Annotated in this window: 18 protein-coding genes; 3 read left to right on the forward strand and 15 right to left on the reverse strand. The window is 42.6% G+C overall.

What is annotated here, in order from left to right; all coding sequences use genetic code 11:
• Window positions 1-3: 3 nt before the first annotated feature.
• From dsrB to ACHOLT_RS02435, 6 genes are all read right to left on the reverse strand, one after another.
• Window positions 4-1,062: a dissimilatory-type sulfite reductase subunit beta gene (gene dsrB, locus ACHOLT_RS02410; protein WP_425805549.1), complete on the reverse strand. Its 1,059-nt coding sequence runs from the start codon at window positions 1,060-1,062 to the stop codon at window positions 4-6.
• Between the two features lie 23 nt (window positions 1,063-1,085).
• Window positions 1,086-2,279, reverse strand: a complete 1,194-nt coding sequence (gene dsrA / locus ACHOLT_RS02415) for a dissimilatory-type sulfite reductase subunit alpha (protein WP_425805550.1) — start codon at window positions 2,277-2,279, stop codon at window positions 1,086-1,088.
• 31 nt (window positions 2,280-2,310) lie between these two features.
• Window positions 2,311-2,499, reverse strand: coding sequence for an ATP-binding protein (locus ACHOLT_RS02420; RefSeq protein WP_425805551.1), 189 nt, complete (start codon window positions 2,497-2,499; stop codon window positions 2,311-2,313).
• Between the two features lie 218 nt (window positions 2,500-2,717).
• Window positions 2,718-4,400: an FAD-dependent oxidoreductase gene (locus ACHOLT_RS02425; protein WP_425805552.1), complete on the reverse strand. Its 1,683-nt coding sequence runs from the start codon at window positions 4,398-4,400 to the stop codon at window positions 2,718-2,720.
• Between the two features lie 67 nt (window positions 4,401-4,467).
• Window positions 4,468-6,084 (reverse strand): (Fe-S)-binding protein, encoded by a 1,617-nt coding sequence (locus tag ACHOLT_RS02430; RefSeq protein WP_425805553.1) that lies wholly within the window; start codon window positions 6,082-6,084, stop codon window positions 4,468-4,470.
• Between the two features lie 53 nt (window positions 6,085-6,137).
• Window positions 6,138-7,004 carry a respiratory nitrate reductase subunit gamma gene (locus ACHOLT_RS02435; RefSeq protein WP_425805554.1) on the reverse strand — a complete coding sequence of 289 codons (867 nt, stop codon included), beginning with the start codon at window positions 7,002-7,004 and terminating at the stop codon, window positions 6,138-6,140.
• A 228-nt stretch (window positions 7,005-7,232) separates the two neighbouring features.
• Here ACHOLT_RS02435 and ACHOLT_RS02440 point away from each other — a divergent pair, with 228 nt between their 5' ends.
• The gene (locus tag ACHOLT_RS02440) at window positions 7,233-7,574 is read left to right on the forward strand and encodes a DsrE family protein (RefSeq protein ID WP_425805555.1); all 342 of its coding nucleotides are present in this window, start codon (window positions 7,233-7,235) and stop codon (window positions 7,572-7,574) included.
• Between the two features lie 229 nt (window positions 7,575-7,803).
• Here the strand turns inward: ACHOLT_RS02440 and ACHOLT_RS02445 are convergent, their stop codons facing one another.
• A complete protein-coding gene (locus ACHOLT_RS02445; RefSeq protein WP_425805556.1) occupies window positions 7,804-9,138 on the reverse strand; it encodes an acetyl-CoA hydrolase/transferase family protein in 1,335 nt (444 codons plus the stop codon).
• A 20-nt stretch (window positions 9,139-9,158) separates the two neighbouring features.
• Entirely contained in the window at window positions 9,159-10,520 is a 1,362-nt protein-coding gene (locus tag ACHOLT_RS02450) for an MFS transporter (RefSeq protein ID WP_425805557.1), read from the reverse strand.
• A 96-nt stretch (window positions 10,521-10,616) separates the two neighbouring features.
• Here ACHOLT_RS02450 and ACHOLT_RS02455 point away from each other — a divergent pair, with 96 nt between their 5' ends.
• Entirely contained in the window at window positions 10,617-11,504 is an 888-nt protein-coding gene (locus ACHOLT_RS02455) for a LysR substrate-binding domain-containing protein (protein WP_425805558.1), read from the forward strand.
• Between the two features lie 247 nt (window positions 11,505-11,751).
• Here the strand turns inward: ACHOLT_RS02455 and ACHOLT_RS02460 are convergent, their stop codons facing one another.
• From ACHOLT_RS02460 to ACHOLT_RS02470, 3 genes are all read right to left on the reverse strand, one after another.
• Window positions 11,752-12,405, reverse strand: a complete 654-nt coding sequence (locus ACHOLT_RS02460) for an HAD family hydrolase (protein ID WP_425805559.1) — start codon at window positions 12,403-12,405, stop codon at window positions 11,752-11,754.
• Window positions 12,406-12,502: 97 nt separating this feature from the next.
• Window positions 12,503-12,967, reverse strand: a complete 465-nt coding sequence (locus tag ACHOLT_RS02465) for a cupin domain-containing protein (RefSeq protein WP_425805560.1) — start codon at window positions 12,965-12,967, stop codon at window positions 12,503-12,505.
• An 88-nt stretch (window positions 12,968-13,055) separates the two neighbouring features.
• Window positions 13,056-13,481 carry a deoxycytidylate deaminase gene (locus ACHOLT_RS02470; protein ID WP_425805562.1) on the reverse strand — a complete coding sequence of 142 codons (426 nt, stop codon included), beginning with the start codon at window positions 13,479-13,481 and terminating at the stop codon, window positions 13,056-13,058.
• A gap of 195 nt (window positions 13,482-13,676) precedes the next feature.
• Between ACHOLT_RS02470 and ACHOLT_RS02475 the strand changes: the two genes are divergently transcribed.
• The gene (locus ACHOLT_RS02475) at window positions 13,677-13,922 is read left to right on the forward strand and encodes a hypothetical protein (RefSeq protein WP_425805563.1); all 246 of its coding nucleotides are present in this window, start codon (window positions 13,677-13,679) and stop codon (window positions 13,920-13,922) included.
• 98 nt (window positions 13,923-14,020) lie between these two features.
• Here ACHOLT_RS02475 and ACHOLT_RS02480 read toward each other — a convergent pair whose 3' ends face one another.
• From ACHOLT_RS02480 to ACHOLT_RS02495, 4 genes are all read right to left on the reverse strand, one after another.
• Entirely contained in the window at window positions 14,021-14,485 is a 465-nt protein-coding gene (locus ACHOLT_RS02480; protein ID WP_425805564.1) for a hypothetical protein, read from the reverse strand.
• 46 nt (window positions 14,486-14,531) lie between these two features.
• A complete protein-coding gene (locus tag ACHOLT_RS02485; RefSeq protein WP_425805565.1) occupies window positions 14,532-14,822 on the reverse strand; it encodes a hypothetical protein in 291 nt (96 codons plus the stop codon).
• A gap of 18 nt (window positions 14,823-14,840) precedes the next feature.
• Complete coding sequence (locus ACHOLT_RS02490) at window positions 14,841-15,446, reverse strand: hypothetical protein (protein ID WP_425805566.1); 606 nt, start codon at window positions 15,444-15,446, stop codon at window positions 14,841-14,843.
• A gap of 111 nt (window positions 15,447-15,557) precedes the next feature.
• A complete protein-coding gene (locus ACHOLT_RS02495; protein WP_425805567.1) occupies window positions 15,558-16,277 on the reverse strand; it encodes a HEAT repeat domain-containing protein in 720 nt (239 codons plus the stop codon).
• Window positions 16,278-16,392: the final 115 nt, after the last annotated feature.

Consider the following 16,392-nt stretch of genomic DNA (forward strand, 5'->3'; position numbering starts at 1 on the left):
GGACTAGAATTTGAAAGCTGCAGATGTACGGAAGGTTTCTCTCGAGAAGATAAAATCATCAATGACTTTATCCGTAAACTCGATACCGCTTAGGCTAAAGAATTTTTCCCATCCGATTCTTTCAATCCATTCTCCAATACGCTCGCCTTTGCGTGCATTGGCTGCCCAAACTTCAACAATATTGCGAATTGCATCCGTTACCTCAGGCCAACGCGGCGGATTGTTTTTGATATAAGGAATAACCATTCTCGAAAACATCGGATTGGTGCGAGCATTTGATACTTTTCCTCCGACAAGGATCGCTACGCCGTCATTTTTGGGGTCAGCAATCTCCATTGCCGGAGACATCGTGTAACAGTTACCGCAGTACATACATTTTTCTTCATTAACCTGAACACTTTTCTCTTTTGGATTGGGGCGAATTGCTCCTGTAGGACAACATGCAACCAAGCTCGGAATTTCAGTTCCTTTCCTGATCAACTCGTGATTGATCCGAGGAGGTGTTCTGTGTATGCCGACAATAGCAATGTCACTGCAGTGCGCTGCTCCACACATGTTCAAACAGCAAGCAAGACTGATTTTAAGTGAAGAAGGTAATTTCATAGAAACGAAATATTCGTATAGGTCATCCATAACGGATTTAACAATTCCTGAAGAATCCGTTGCGGGTGTATGGCAGTGCACCCATCCTTGAGTATGAACGATGTTCCTAAGCGCATGTCCGGTTCCACCAACAGGCAAGCCTTTAGCCTCGAGTGCTGCAATAAGAGGTTCAACCTTGGCAGGATCAGAAACTAAAAACTCAACGTTGTGACGAGCTGTGAAGCGAAGATAACCGTCGCAATACTCATCAGCCAGTGCACACAGATCACGGATAAAATCGATACTTACTAACCGAGGGGATCCTACACGAACGCTATACAGTTCTGCTCCGGATTGGGAAACATGCTTGAGCACGCCCGGTTTTGGATTCTCATGATAGCGCCATTTTCCGTAGTTCTCCAAAATCACTGGAGGGAGCATCTCTTTATAATATGGAGGTCCCTGATCAAGTTTAGCCATTTTTATCCACCTCTCTGTATTTCTTATTTATTGATTTCGTCTTCTGGCCAAAAGACGTATGGGTTAGCACGTGGACGGAAGATCATTTGAGGCACAGGCGGCAAGCCAACTGCATCAAGGAATTTGCTCATGCCGATACGATAGATGGTTTCACCGATTCTTTCACGGGTTTTACCGTTTTCATCCCACCAATCCCAGATGCGGCCCACGAGATCTTTAAATTCTTCAAAATCATCTGCGGGATCCATTTTGATGAAAGGAACGATAACCCAACCCATGAAGGCAGATTGCACAATCGTTGACTTACCTCCAAGAAGAATGGAAGCCCCTTTTTCTTTCCCAGCCTTAACTGCTTTAGGCATTTCGTTGATGCAATGATGACAGCGGGTGCAGTCTTCAGCAATGACGCTGAGCTCTTTGGTTTCATGATTGAATTTCAGACAGCGGGTTGGGCAATAATCACAAACCTCGCCTTGAATATCCATGCCGCTTTCAGCATAAGCTTTTACTTCAGCTTGATCGAATTGAATGGTATCACGCCAAGTACCGATAACGGCACAGTCAGAACGTGCAATAGAAGCAGTGCAGTCATTAGCACAGCCGGAGAATTTGAATTTAAATTTGTAAGGCCACATCGGGCGGTGAAGTTCATCTTGATACGTATTTGTAATGTTATGGCAAGCCTCTAAGGTATCGTAGCAAGCATATTCGCAACGGCCTGGGCCCACGCAGCAGCTTGGAGTTCTCAAGTCAGAACCGGAACCGCCAAGGTCAAAACCAGCTTCACTGAATTCCTCGAATGCCGGTGTAATTTGATCAGTTCTCATTCCCAGCATAATGGCGTCACCCGTTGCACCGTGGAAGTTTGTCAAACCGCTGCCATGTTTTTCCCAAATATCACAGAGCGTCCGAAGTTTTTCCGTAGTATAGAACCAGCCACTCGGTTGATTGACACGCATCGTATGGAACTCTGCCAAATGCGGGTACTCTTCCGGCATGTCGGAATAACGGCCAATAACGCCGCCGCCGTAACCTCTTACACCAACAATACCACCATGTTTCCAGTGTCCTTTTTTCTCCTTATAAGATCTTTCTAAGACTTGGAGAAGCTCGCCTGCAGCTTCGCTTTTCACTGCAGCTTTTTTAATTTCCGACACAAAACTAGGCCATTTTCCATTTTCCAGTTCATCTAGTTGTGGCGTTTTCTTTTCAGTCATGGCACAACCTCCGCTTTACGAATTGATATTTTTACATTTCTGTAATGGATACAGCACCTGTTGGGCACACAGTGACGCAGCTCTCACAGCCCATGCATTCAGTTTCATCACCAACTACTTCGGTCTTCTCACCATTAAATTTGAGAAGATGTGCAGGACAACCATCAGCGCATGCATTGCAGCCTGAGCACGTGTCTGCATCAATACTAACGATAAACATCTTTAATCCACCTCCTTCACGTTGATTTCAACAATCCAGAAAGAATATGGCAGACAATTTCGGATCCTTGGAATGATTCTTAAAAGGGAAATGTTTGTTCTTGTGTTAATTTACACATTGTCTTTTCAATTCTTATTTAACTACGATAGGTCACTTCTGTAAAATATAAAATCGTAATTGTACAATATAGAAAACTCATTGTGAAATTAGGTATATAATTATGAACTTAATGTTTTCCAGACGGAAGTCCCTGCTTCTAAGAAGCAAACCCCTTTAAAACCATGAGATTTTAGGATACACGCTGCGTCATAAGCACGTATACCCAGTTCACACACAGTAACAACGGCCCCTTCATACGGAATTTCACGGTAACGTTTACGTAACTCTCCTAAAGGAATTGCAATAACTTTGGGAAAGTTTAATGGATTCGCTTTTACTTCATCCTTTTCACGGACATCAACAAATTGTATTTCTTCTCCCTGCTGCAAACGTTTTAAGAGATCAAGCGGAGTTATGCTGTTTACTACATCATGACTCTTATTCTCCAAGGTATTCGCCGCATGAATAAGCACATCGATAGCTGTTGCGAACGAGGGGGCATAACCTAAATCTAAACCGCCGATATCTTCAACCCGAGCTCCAAATCGAATTGCCGTTGCCAAAACATCCAGACGTTTAATCCCCTCGCCCATTCCGCAAACCTGTGCTCCTAAAAGGCGCCCCGATCTGGCATCGGCAATAAGTTTAATCGTAACTGCCGCATGCATCGGATAATAGTGCATCGAATCGAGTCCGCTGCTCAAACTTGTGATAACATCATAGCCAAATTTCCGAGCTTCATTTTCGCTTAAGCCCGTTCGTCCAATATTTAAATCAAAAGCCTGTAAAACAGAGGTTCCACAAATAGAGGGAAATTCTACTTTTCTCCCCGTAATATTATCAGCGATAACCCTGCCCTGCTTATTTGCTGTTGAAGCTAACGGGATATACACCGCTTGACCAGTGATGAGGTTAATCTGTTCCGCACAATCTCCGCCCGCATAAATGAAGGGATCATCTGTTTGCATGAAGTCGTTAACCTGGATAGCACCTGTTGAACCAATGGCTAATCCAGCCTGACATGCGAGTTCGACTTCCGGCTTAACACCGATGGCTATAATTACAAGTTCTGTTTCGATTTGCCCTTGTGCCGTGACAACTCTGTTGACTTTTCCCTCGGCATCACATTCAATGGCTTTGACCTGACAGCCTAAGCGAAGATCAATACTTCGGCTGCGCATCTTGCTTTCTACACCTCTCGCCATTTCAAGATCAAGCAGCCGGGGCAAGACATGGGACTGGCTTTCACAAACCGTAACTTTTAAGCGCGGGCTCGCTAAAGCATCGGCAATTTCAAGTCCAATAAAACCTGCGCCAATAACCGTAACGTGTTTTACCTGTTTAGCTTGAATCAAAGCTTTGAGTTTTTCCGCATCACTCGGATGGCGCAGCGTAAATACATTTTGACTTTCAATACCCGGGATTGTCGGCAAGCTTGGTTTAGCGCCTGTAGCCAAAACTAAAAAATCATACACTAAATCCCGTTCTGCTCCGTTTGATAAATCACGGATATGAACTGTTTTCTGAGCACGATCGATAGCGATAGCCCGAGTCTCAGATAAGACAGTAACACCCTTTCGATCCGCAAAGTAACTGGTATCTCTAAGTATCCCTGCAGAAGTAGTCATTAGATCTTCAATTCTCGGCACTAAATTTCCCAGGTACAAGGGCAACCCGCATGCACCATAAGACAACACCTTGCCTTGCTCAACAATGACAACATCCGCCTGGGGCATAATACGCTTTAACCGTGCGGCTACTTTAGGCCCTGTAGCCACACCCCCGATAATGACGACACGCAATGCTCTCGCTCCTTTCGATGTCATTGATGGCTCTAAGCCTTTAGCTCAGAGCCATCAAGCTAACTTTTTAGGATTCCAGGAACTCAAAGTACGGCTTATCCATGCTGACAAGAGCATTTACCATGAGCTCGACTAAACCGTCATATTGCAAATTGAATTTTTCTGTTGCTTCGTAATACTCCAATAATCCGCGTATAGTTCCCTTGCAGTTGGAGCAAGGCGCACATATATATTTAACAACGGATGGATCCTCAATCGTATCTTGGAAAGCGTTAAGAATTTGCGCGAATTTCTTGCGGGCACTGACTTTGTTCCGGAACTCTCCAAAGTTAGGCGAATTCATAATGGCAAAACCGCTTCCTCCGCCGCAGCAATAGTTATCTACGCCGTGAGGAGTCATTTCTCTGAATTGGGGAGCAATTAATTTCAAAATGTCCCGTTGAGGTTGAACAATTCCCATTTGCCTTACAACGTTGCACGGATCATGAAGCGTTACTGGGAAATTGTTTTTGCTCGGATCAAATTTCAAAGCTCCGGAAAACGCAATTTCACGCAATAAAGGGAAACAGCTTTCTACAGGAACCTTCGCATCGCCAAAAACCATTCTGTCTGCAATAACTGCGGCCGCTTTATGCGCATGCCCGCATTCACCGATAACGACGCGTTGGACTCCTAAGTCCTTAGCTGCCGTCATTTGTCCAGTCGCAACACGCTTAGCCTGAATATCATCATACCAAATGCCATAGTTAACGCTGTCATAACCCATCATTTCACTGCTGAGCGTCCAGTTCAAACCAGCTTCTTCAAAAAGAATCGCAAAAGCCATCGGGTTTTGCGGCCAAGCAATAAATTCACCCGCATTATGAACTAAAAGGATATCGGCACCTTTTTTATCAATGGGAAACTTAATCTTGCGTCCAAATTTTTCCTCAAGTTCTTCTTCAAGAAATTCTACTGTATCTAAAAAAGCGGGTTTTGTAAGCCCTGTAGAGGATCCCGTTTTAAGCTGATTCACCGTTCCTTTGCTATGAATAGGAGAAGGTGCAATCCCCATTTCCTGACTAAAGATCTTGCGGATTTCCTTAGCCGGAATGGAGTTATCCAGGCCTAACGGACAGGTTTGTGCACAGCGGCGGCATAGATTGCAGCGATAAGCCGCTTCACCTAAACGCGCAACGCTTTCCCAAGTCGCATCCATATCTGCTCCAACGAGTCCGCCAAAAACCTTTCCGCTGGTGGTAAAGTATTTTTTGTAAAGCTTGCGCAAGACTTCTGAACGGAAGATCGGACGATAGAGCTCGTTATTTCCGGAACCTTCATAGACATGGCATGCCTCTGAACATGTATTGCATTTAGCGCAGTATTCAAACGTCAGAGATAAGGGCTGCAGAATCCCGCCATTACAATCCGAGAAGATTTTCTCCAAACCGCTTAAAAACTTTTGAACAAATTCTTCCTCAGCCTCCGGCGTTTTGGGTCTTGTCAATGTATCCAAAGCCACAAATCCATCGAGTGAAGTGCAATATTTTTCTTTCCAGGCTGCCTTAGGCTCGGTAAATGAAGGCTCCATACCCGGTTTATCATAAGGTTTTGGTAAAGGCATGATATCTTTATCGGTTAACTTTACAAGCTGCTCGTCAGGGCGTTGAAGGTCACGAGGCTTTAAGTCTTTCTGATCTAGCATTTAAATATGCTCCTCTCATCAACTCAAATTATTTAAGGTATTGCAGGGAGAGATTACCCCTTGATATGCGGAGCTGACCAGGAATTCTGGGGTTTCTTTCCCGCTGCCTTTTTCATTTGTTCTGTAATCTTACTGCCAGGAAGATTAGGTTCGTTTTCCCAAAGAACTTTGTGGAAGGTAAAGTATTTCCCAACATAATGACTCATTTTGCTTAACGGAATATACGTAAGCATGATTCCCAGCAAAATAATATGGACAGCAAGAAGGGGACTGGCATTCAAGGGTTGGAAGGAAAGGACACTTTCCATTGCGGCAAGTGCTCCGGTCATACCCGTATCACCCCAAACGGCAATACCTGTAACTGCAACAACAAAAATAAGTAGTAGATTAAAATACTCTTGAGGTGTTGTATATCGGCTTAATTGTGAATTTGTAAGACGGCGTAAAATTAAGCTTGCCGCACCTACGGCGACCAATAAGAACCCAATCCAACCGAATAACAGCGTCGCATAGTAGATCAGCATTCCCCAGGCAGAAGACAAAGATGCAACCGTCCCGCCTGAAAACTCAGTGATCGCACCAACTACGAGCAGAATAGTCCAGCCCATGAGGCAATAGATTCCTAAATGCAGCGCATAAGAAATCCACCAAAAGGGCCTTTGGTTATCAAAAAGCTTTTTGATAAAGAGCATTTCCTTGAGCATATCCTTGAGTTCAGAGGCTCCCGAAGTTTCCCTTGGCTTTTTCCACCAGCCCACTTCTTCATAGTAAGAACCGCCATGTTCATGACCTTTTTCTTTTGGGATAGGGTAAAGATCCTGGCGTCCATGAAGAGGCATTTTAGCAAATTGATTTGCTTTACGGACTGAAAGTCCGATGAATAATAGCATGGTTATTAACGCATAAATTACGAGTCCCAAATTTTCTACCCCCTTAAAAATATTGTGTTTGTTATTATAATCACTTATAAGTGTAAAGGTCTTCCTATGGGTTGTAAAATTCCCATTTATAATCATCATGATTAAATAATTTGATTTCAAGCTTTCAACCCTTAACCCATAATGTAGGTTATACTTTTTAAGGAGGCCAAATATCCTAATTATCAAGCTTGATTTGGACTAATATCTTAAGCATGAGGAGGAAAAATTATGGACAAATACAACGTGATTTTCCACATTGATGAATTCGCCAAGGGCGGTATGGTACTGAATAATATCCTCAACTTAATTCTGGATATGGGTAAAGAAAATCTGGAGATTGAAATGGTTGCCAACGGGGATGCGGTAAAAGTGCTTATCAAAGGCAATGAGTTTCAACCCATGTTGGAACAATTAGCCCCTAAAAAAGTTAGATTTTGTGCTTGCGCAAATTCCTTGCGCAATTTAAAGATCGAAAAAGAGCAACTTTACGATTTTGTAGATGTCGTTCCTGCAGGTGTCGGTGAACTTGTACGAAAACAAGCTTCGGGATGGGCATATATTCGGCCGTAAAAAATTAATTTAATTCTTTATCGTCGGTTTTTATACGCAATATAAATAAGCAGCCTGGATAGCGAGCTAAACTTTCGTTTTCTCCCAATCCAGGCTATCTTTTACTTTATTAACTTTAAAAATGAAATCCGTATTATGATTTACAGGAATCCTTAGAATGACAAAACACCCCCTGCTGTAGGAAAACAACTACAACAGGGGGTGTTGCTATGCGAGGGAAAACGGTTTTTTACCAAATCCTGTTTATTTCGGCTTGGCGGCGCAGCTCCTCGCGAAAGTCCGGATGCGCAATGTTGATGAGCGCTTCGACGCGGCGGCTCACATTTAGCCCGCGCAGCCAGGCAATGCCGTATTCCGTCACCACGTAGTCCGTGTCGTTGCGGGACGTGGTGACGACCGAGCCTTCCTGCAAAAACGGCACAATCTTCGAGTGAAGAACCTCTTTGCCGCTTTCGTCCTTGGTGGTATAGGTGGAGTGCATGGCGATAATCGACTTGCCGCCGAGAGACATCTGCGCGCCCTGCACGGTTTCCGACTGTCCGCCCGTGCCGGACCACTGGGTGTGGCCGACCGTTTCCGAAGCGCATTGGCCGGTAAGGTCAACCTCCAGTGTGGCGTTCACCGAAACAAATTTGTTGTTTTTCCCAATGGTGTACGGGTCGTTGGTAAAGGTGCAGGACTTAAACAAAACAGATGGATTGTTGTCGATGTAGTCGTACAGCCTCTGGCTGCCCATTGTGAAAGAGCAAACCGAGTAGCCGTTGAGCAGACCCTTTTGGGAATTGTCCACTGCGCCGCATTCAATCAAATCCACCATGGTTTCCGTAAACATTTCTGTGTGGATTCCCAAATGGCGCTTGCTCTTCAGCTCCGTCGCCACCGCATTCGGAATATTGCCGATTCCCAGCTGAATCGTGGAGCCGTCCTCGATCAGTGAGGCAATATATCTGCCGATTGCCGCATCCGTTTCGGTGTAGGGAGCCAGCTTGCTTTTGAAGATGGGGCGGTCGGATTCCACAACTGCCGCAACCTCGGAAATGTGAACCTGTGTGTCACCGAAGGTACGGGGGAAATTGGGGTTCACCTCCACGATGGCAAGCGCCCCCTTGTTGATCAGGTCCCGCTCATAAATCGCGCTGACGGACAGGGACATATAGCCGTGCTGATCCATGGGGGATACAGTGGTCAGCACCACGGGACGGCGGTTTTCATAAGCGATGCGGTCAAGGGTTTTGCGCAGAATGGAGGTAGAGCTTTGGGGCACATCGCTCACCAGTTTTTTGGTCTGTGCGTCGCGCAGACCGGCATTGAAAAACCAGCCGTTATGCGCCATAACCCCCTTCATTTCAGGGTCCTTGAACGCCTCGTAATACTTTAGGGGCAGGCAGGTGTTCAGAACCGTATTTTTTACGCCGGTTTTCTTGAGGTACTGCAATTTTTCAAGAATCGCCTCGGGCTCCCCGGCCGCTTGGGCGGAAAACATATAATCGTTGTCCTGAATTAATTTCAGCGCCTGTTCGGCGGTCATTTTTTTCTCACGGTATATTTCTTCAAACGATTTCATAAAAAACTTCCTTTCCATACTTACTGCTTCTTTTCCTTTGCTGTGCGCCCTGTTTCCGGAAGGAGGAACGATCCGAGGAAGAAGGTTGCGCTCATCACCAGCGCGATGGTCAGTCCGGCCGAATACCCGGATTTGTCGATCACAATGCCGATCAGATAGAACACAACCGATTCGATCACATAGGACAGCGCCCAGAACAGCCCCATAATGGTCGTCAGCTTTGCGGGGGACATGTTCGGCAATTCCTGCGGAATCATTACGAGGGAGGTGATCGGCAGGAACATCAGCACGCCGATGGCAAAGGCGGCAATCATTGAAAGCATACCGTTTTTCGTGTTAAACATCAGCACGCCGAACAAGATCATGGCCAGACCGCTCCAACGGATCACGGGCAGGCGCTTGAAGTATACCTTGGACAGCATAATCGCCAGCACGGAACCGACGACGCCGCCGACCGCCACCAAGATGCTGAGTGTTTTAGAGTTGATTGCGGTTACGCCGGAAATCGGGAAAATATTGAGCAGCACAATGTAGAAGGTAAGTAATCCGGAATAGGTAAGCGGCAGGAACCAGTTGATTTTTTCCTTGATCGCATCCCCCATGGTATATTTCTCCGTATCCGCACCGGATGAACGGTTCAGCTCAAAGTCCTGTCCCAAAACCGGCCATGCGATAAACAATACGGCGCTGATTGCCGCGAAAAACGCCATGCTGTACTGCCAGGTCTGCATCCAGCGGATGACCGGGCCGACGATCAGCATTGCGATGATTCCTCCGACATTGTAGGCCACGTTATTGAGCGCATTGACCGTCGGGCGCTTTTCAGGGGCAAAAAAGTGAATGACAACGGGGCTGAAATAAACCACATACAGCGCGCCACCAAACCCCATAAGGAAGCGACCCAAAATAAAAATCCAATACTGCGGCGCCAGCACAGCCAGCGCGCTGCCCGCGACAATCAGCCCAGAACCCAAGCCGATCGCCTTTTTTGGCAGCAGCTTGACAAGAATTCCGGCGGCCATGAAGTTACCGATGATTTTTGCGATGGTGATGGCGTTGGAAATAAAGGTTGCCGACGCAAACGACTGCAGATTGAAATACTTCATAATCTGCGGCGTCAGCGTGCTGCCGGCGACCCAGTTCACGGCGAAAAACGCGTATGTGAAAAACATCACCGTTTCAATCAGTATGGCCCTGACGGAAGATACTTTTTTCTCTTGCTCTTGCACAAATACCTCTCCTCTCGCTTGCATACTGCCGCGCGCAAGCAGTTTATTCAATTTCGTCTGCTTTGGCCAAAGCATTTCCTTACTATTATCATAGCACGGTGTTTTTTCAGAAGAAAAATACAAAAATTTCATACCCGTATGAATCAAATTCATACAAAAGCACTTTTGATCAACAATTTCGGGATTACAATCACAAGATTTCCCAGTATAATGAAAATAGAATAAAAAACATTGAGGAGGAAATCCCCAATGACAATGATTCAGCTTGCTTACTATGTAGAAGTGGTAAAGCAACGCAATTTTACAAGAGCGGCTGAGAAGCTTTTCGTCAGCCAATCGACCCTGAGCAAGGCCATTCGCGCACTGGAGAATGAATTTCAGGCGGAATTCATCGGACGCCGGGCGAAGGATCTTCTGATTACGCAGGACGGTTTGGCATTTTATGAATACGCAACAAAGCTGCTGGACTATTATCACACGCAGACGCAGGAGCTGGAACAGCAGCTGCGCTGCGCGGGTGGTACCCTGACGCTCGGTCTCCCCCCTTCCGCCGGAACCATCTATTTTTCCTCTCTGATTTATCAATTTCGGCAGGCTTACCCGGAAACCGACTTACAGATTACGGAGATCACCTCCAAATCGATCCGGGATCTGGTGGGCGAAGGAACGCTCGACTTGGGCGTGGTGATCGAACCGTTTTCAGACAATAAGTTTTACAGCCAAACCGTTTTTCACTCGGAGGCGGTGCTGGTCGTTCCCAAGCAGCATCCGCTTGCCGCCAAAAGCTGCGTGAACTTCGGGGCACTGGGGGCGGAGCGTTTCTTAATGGTTTCTCCGGATTATATGTATTACGATGTAATGCTGGAACGCTGCAAAGCCGCGGGCTTTACGCCGAACATCGTTTTTGAAAGCTCCCAATGGGATTTGCTATTGGAGATGGTTGCAAACAATCAGGGTGTCAGCATTTTGCCCAGGCCCCTGATCGACAAGCTGTACGCCGGCCGTGTGTGTCATCTCCACCTGAAGAACCCGGAATTTCCCTGGGCGCTCTCCGTCATTTACCGCACGGATAAGTTTCTGACCGTACCCATGCAGCGCTTTTTAAAAATATGCGGCAAATCGAAGCAGTCCCCCTAAAGCAGAGCGAAAGGGTTAGAAGCGATAACGGCCGCACTGCACAGGCAAAGGAGGCGGCCAAGCTACATTAGCTTGGCCGCCTCCTTTGCCTGTGCAGTTGTTAAAAAGGCTCTATGTCAATAGTTGGGGTAACCTAAAATGGAAGCAATGGATGGAGCGGCACTAAGCCGCTCCATTTTGCGTTGAATGACTAAACAACGCTCATCTTTTCACCTAGCCATCCATCAGAAATCATACAAATATAACGCTAATCACAAACTACTTTCAACAATTCTTCTGGTTTATTAATGATATAATCTGCACCTTCACGCTCTAAGACTTCCCGATCTCTAAATCCCCAAGTTACACCAATACACGTTAAGCCGGCATTTTTCGCCGTTTTAACATCCACTTCTGAATCGCCTACATATACTGCTTTATCAGGAACAGAGCCCAATTGTTCCAGTGCTTTTATTACACTATCGGGAGCAGGCTTTCTGGCGACATCTTTTGATTCTCCAATTGCTACCTTTATATATCCTTGAAAATAATCTTGAGCAAGTTCCTTTACTGCCGCATCAAATTTATTCGACACAATGGCCATCTTAAAATCATCGTTAGATAATTGTCCGAAAAGCTCCATTATCCCGTCATAAGCCCGAGTCTTATTCCCCATATTCTTGGAATAGTGGATACGAAACTCAGATATGCATTGTTCATAGTACATATTATTAAGCCCGTCAGGAATAGAAAGTTCAATCAATCGTCCAACACCATTACCCACAAAGTTTCTAATCTCTGTTATATTTCTAAGTGGAAAATCATGCAACGCTAAAACATAGTTGACACTATCTGTAAGGTCTTCAAGACTATTAAGCAATGTTCCGTCTAAATCAAAAATAACTGTATCGTACTTTTTCAAAACTTGTCACCTTTCGCTGTTATATAATTTTAATTTAGAGACCGTCATAGAAGGCTGTCCCTTAAATCTCTGATCTTTGCCACATTAAATCAAGATATTATTTATTAGGTTCTGAAGACCACTCCTTAACATTATCGACTATATTAAAGACTAATTGTTTATCTTTAATAAGCATTAGGTCTTCATCAGGATATGTAATTATATCATCTTTTTCACGAGTCCCAACATCAAGGATCTGCAATAATTCTTCGCTATTATTGATAAACTGATGGGCTATATCTTTGCCGGCAGGCTTTGAAATAACATCGCCTGTCTTTATTGATATTTCTTTTCCGTCGATTCTTAAAACACCTTGCCCACTGAGTATAAGAAAGAATTCTTCCTGTCTTGAATGTGAATGATACTTTACACTTTCAGCACCGGGTTTAACATAGTCTATGTTAACATAAATCTTTTCGCAGCCAATTGCATCGCCAACTAATACCGTCTTCAGTTTCGATTGAAAATCCGGATCATCCATATATTCCTTAGGAATGGCGTCTATGTTCGATATATTATTCATGGAATTTTTCCTTTCAAGACTAAATCCATTTATTAAAACATCACAATAAATTCCTAGATGGATAGTTTGTTAATACAACTAACCTTTATTATTTTTTATGAATGTCTGTATCTAAATGAATCATCTCAATCCAAGGTGCTTGAGAAAACCAATCGAAATCGATATGATAATCTCGTCCATAGACAACCCGTTTTATACCGGATGAAATAATTAGTTTTGAACATTCGGCACATGGGCGATCGGTAATATATATCGTAGCATCTTTTCTCTCATCGGGACTGCATTCTAATAATGCATTAACCTCTGCATGTATTGTTCTGACACAATGATCATTAATAATAAGGCATCCTTCTTCTGTACAGTGCGCAAGGCCCGATGGGCTTCCATTGTAACCCGTTCCCTTAATTCTTTTATCTTTAACAATAACCGCACCTACACTCCGTCTTGGACAGGTACTTCGACTAGCCACTTGAAAAGCAATATCTAAAAAGTAAAAATCCCAATCTTTACGCAAAACTTTTCCTCCTAAAATGAACAGCTCCTAATCATATTTTTGTATTGATTTATTTAAAATACCCTAACTACTTTTAAAATTCATTAAAACTTTATTTAGATTAAATAGAAAATTGGATAAGTTATTATTTACAAGTATATTTCTTTTTGCTAAAATATTATTTGTGTGTATTCTATAATGAAAGAAAGGGTATCTATGAGTAAGTTTAAAACCTTATACAGCGAAATCGAGCAGCTGTTGAAGCATGACCAGCATCACATTGTCGATGAGGCAAAATTTAACACACTGAAAAATCAGGTCCTGGATAATCTTAAAACTTTATTTGGTGAAACATCCAGGGAATATAGAGTTGTTAAATGCACAAAATCTCCATCGACCGTATACAAAGTAATGAATCATATTGCTTCAAGAACCAACCTCAATATTGCAGCAAATATGTAAGACTATAGAGGAAGTACTCTCCACATTGTCGTTTTAAGCGGCGAAGTTGGAGAGTTTTTTTATGTGTTCACTAGGGTAGTGACCTGTTTTTTGTTCTTTTAACCCTTCGTATAGTATTTTTGTACAGATGGCAGCAATGTAACAGCCTGTATTGCTAATCCAAGGAAAATATATATAACATGGATTATTACTATATCTTTAATGAAGAAAGCTTCTAGAGTAATCCAAATAATTAGCGCAAAACTTATATAAATTGAGTAGGTCCACGACCAAAGCTTCTCTTTAAAAATGTTTAACCTGTCTGCTGCTTTATTCTGCCATTTTGTTACTAGAGCAAAAGCTACGATTGAGGGAATTATCCCTAAAATTATAAAAAGTATTATTCCTGGAATCAAAAAACTATTAAAAGGAGAGTATTCTAGCAAGCTAATTGGTATTTTGATTAACGCTCCACTTGGATCAATGATTAACACACTTCCACCGAAAATTGCCCCTATTCCTAATAGTAAATGCAGGAATACAAGTAATTTTGGAGCAAATGGCATTCTATTTCTCACATTCATCCCTCTTTTACTTATATATTTGAATTGATTTACGAACTGATTTACATTATATGTTCACTATAGGTGTTCCTTGATGAAAGACAATTTGCCATCTATCATCGATAAACTTCCAGATTGAACTTCGTAATGAATCCTTTATTTCCATTTGTGCAGTATGACTTTGTATTAAGTCTTCGATAATCTGTTGCTTGTAAAATATATGCCCTGAACTTCCGAACTCAACAAAGTCATCTGCTAGAATAACCATTAGGTCTTCCTTTGATGTTCGAACTTCTGGATGAAGCAAGCGCTGTTCTATTTGAAAAAGTTCATCTTGTATTGACGATTTAATTTCCATATATTCTCCTTATAATCTTTAGTCCCTATAATTATCGAATTTTTCTACTATGTTATCTTTCATATAAATTCTAAAGTAGTCGGTTGCAATAAGGAATTGTCCAATAACATAATAGTAAACGTCATATCCATTCTCATGTTTCATATACATATCATTACTTCCTAAAAGATCAACTATTTGTTCTTTAGTCATTCCTTTAATCTTATAATTTCTATGAAAATCAGACATAGAGTCTTCTCTTATTTGTGAATAAGCATTCCATTTTTCCACTGTAAATTTTTTTGCCCACTGATCACTTAAGAAGCCTGTTAATAGCAATATAGAACACAGCAATGCAAAAACAATAAATAGGTTTACTGATAATTTTAAAATAGATATTCTTTTTAACAAAGTTTTTCTTAAGAAAATCCATAGAAGTGTTGACAGAATTAATGATATACCTATTCCGCAAAGTAAGAGTATCTTGTCAAAATCAAAATGTTCTGAGGAAAGAAGTGCGCCTATTCTATTGGCACGAACGAACATAATCCAAAATGAAACAAATGAAAATAACACTACTATAATGATTCCTATTAGAAAATCCAGTATGTTGATTATACTAACTTTAGGACTATCATCAACCATGATTCCCTCCAAATGCGTGGCGAATTGATACTTTTTTTATTAAAGCTATGGGAACACCTCGTTATCTAAAGTCGCGCGTCCTCATACTCAGAAGCCGACAGGACGTCGACCCTAAATAAACTTATTAATTAGAGCCAACGATCTTTTCGCTTCATTTCTGATCAGTTCTTTATTATCCGTCCGACTTATCGTACAAAGCCTATCTATAACATCTTGCTCATGAAGAGAAGAAAATGCCATTACTATTTTCCATCTGATTACGTCATCGTAATAGTATGTATTAAGGCACATAAGCAATTTTTCAACCACATATTCTTTATCTGGAATAGTATTGTAAAAACACATATATCCAATGGCATCGATAACTTCCCTAATTATCTTTGTATCATTTTGATCAAGAGTCTCAAGCATTACCGGCAATATATCAATACTCATTTTCCCTAACGTTCTAGCTATGATATCTCTCGGCAAGGGATAACTTAATTTTTTTGAAATATCTTGCGGCAAATACCGATGCTGGTTACTGCCAACTTCCCCTAAATAACGGATCATTTTCCTTGCCGTTCCGACACCAGTATTCTCCAACACTTTGCATATTTCAATTTTTGTATATAGACTTTTTTCCTGAGTGAGTGTCATTAAAAGAATATCACTTACTTCTTCCAACGAATCAACATAATTGCTTAGTAATTTTACTGCTACAGTTCTTTCAAACGCTCTTGGAGATTTAATAAGATTCAATAAATCTTTGTAAGATAAGTGCAGATAATTCTTCACACTTGTCTCATCAATGAACCCCCGCTTTGTTAAATCCGCTTGACTGCTTTTCATTTTCTCTCCAATTTGTACTAATCAAGATTTCAACCACATATTGGCAGGTGTAGGGAATACTGTGGACGTCGGCAAATATTCCCCCAGCATTCCCTTATTTAAATTTTAAATGCCC

Source organism: Desulfitobacterium nosdiversum (assembly GCF_049860565.1).
GTDB lineage: Bacteria > Bacillota > Desulfitobacteriia > Desulfitobacteriales > Desulfitobacteriaceae > Desulfitobacterium_A > Desulfitobacterium_A nosdiversum.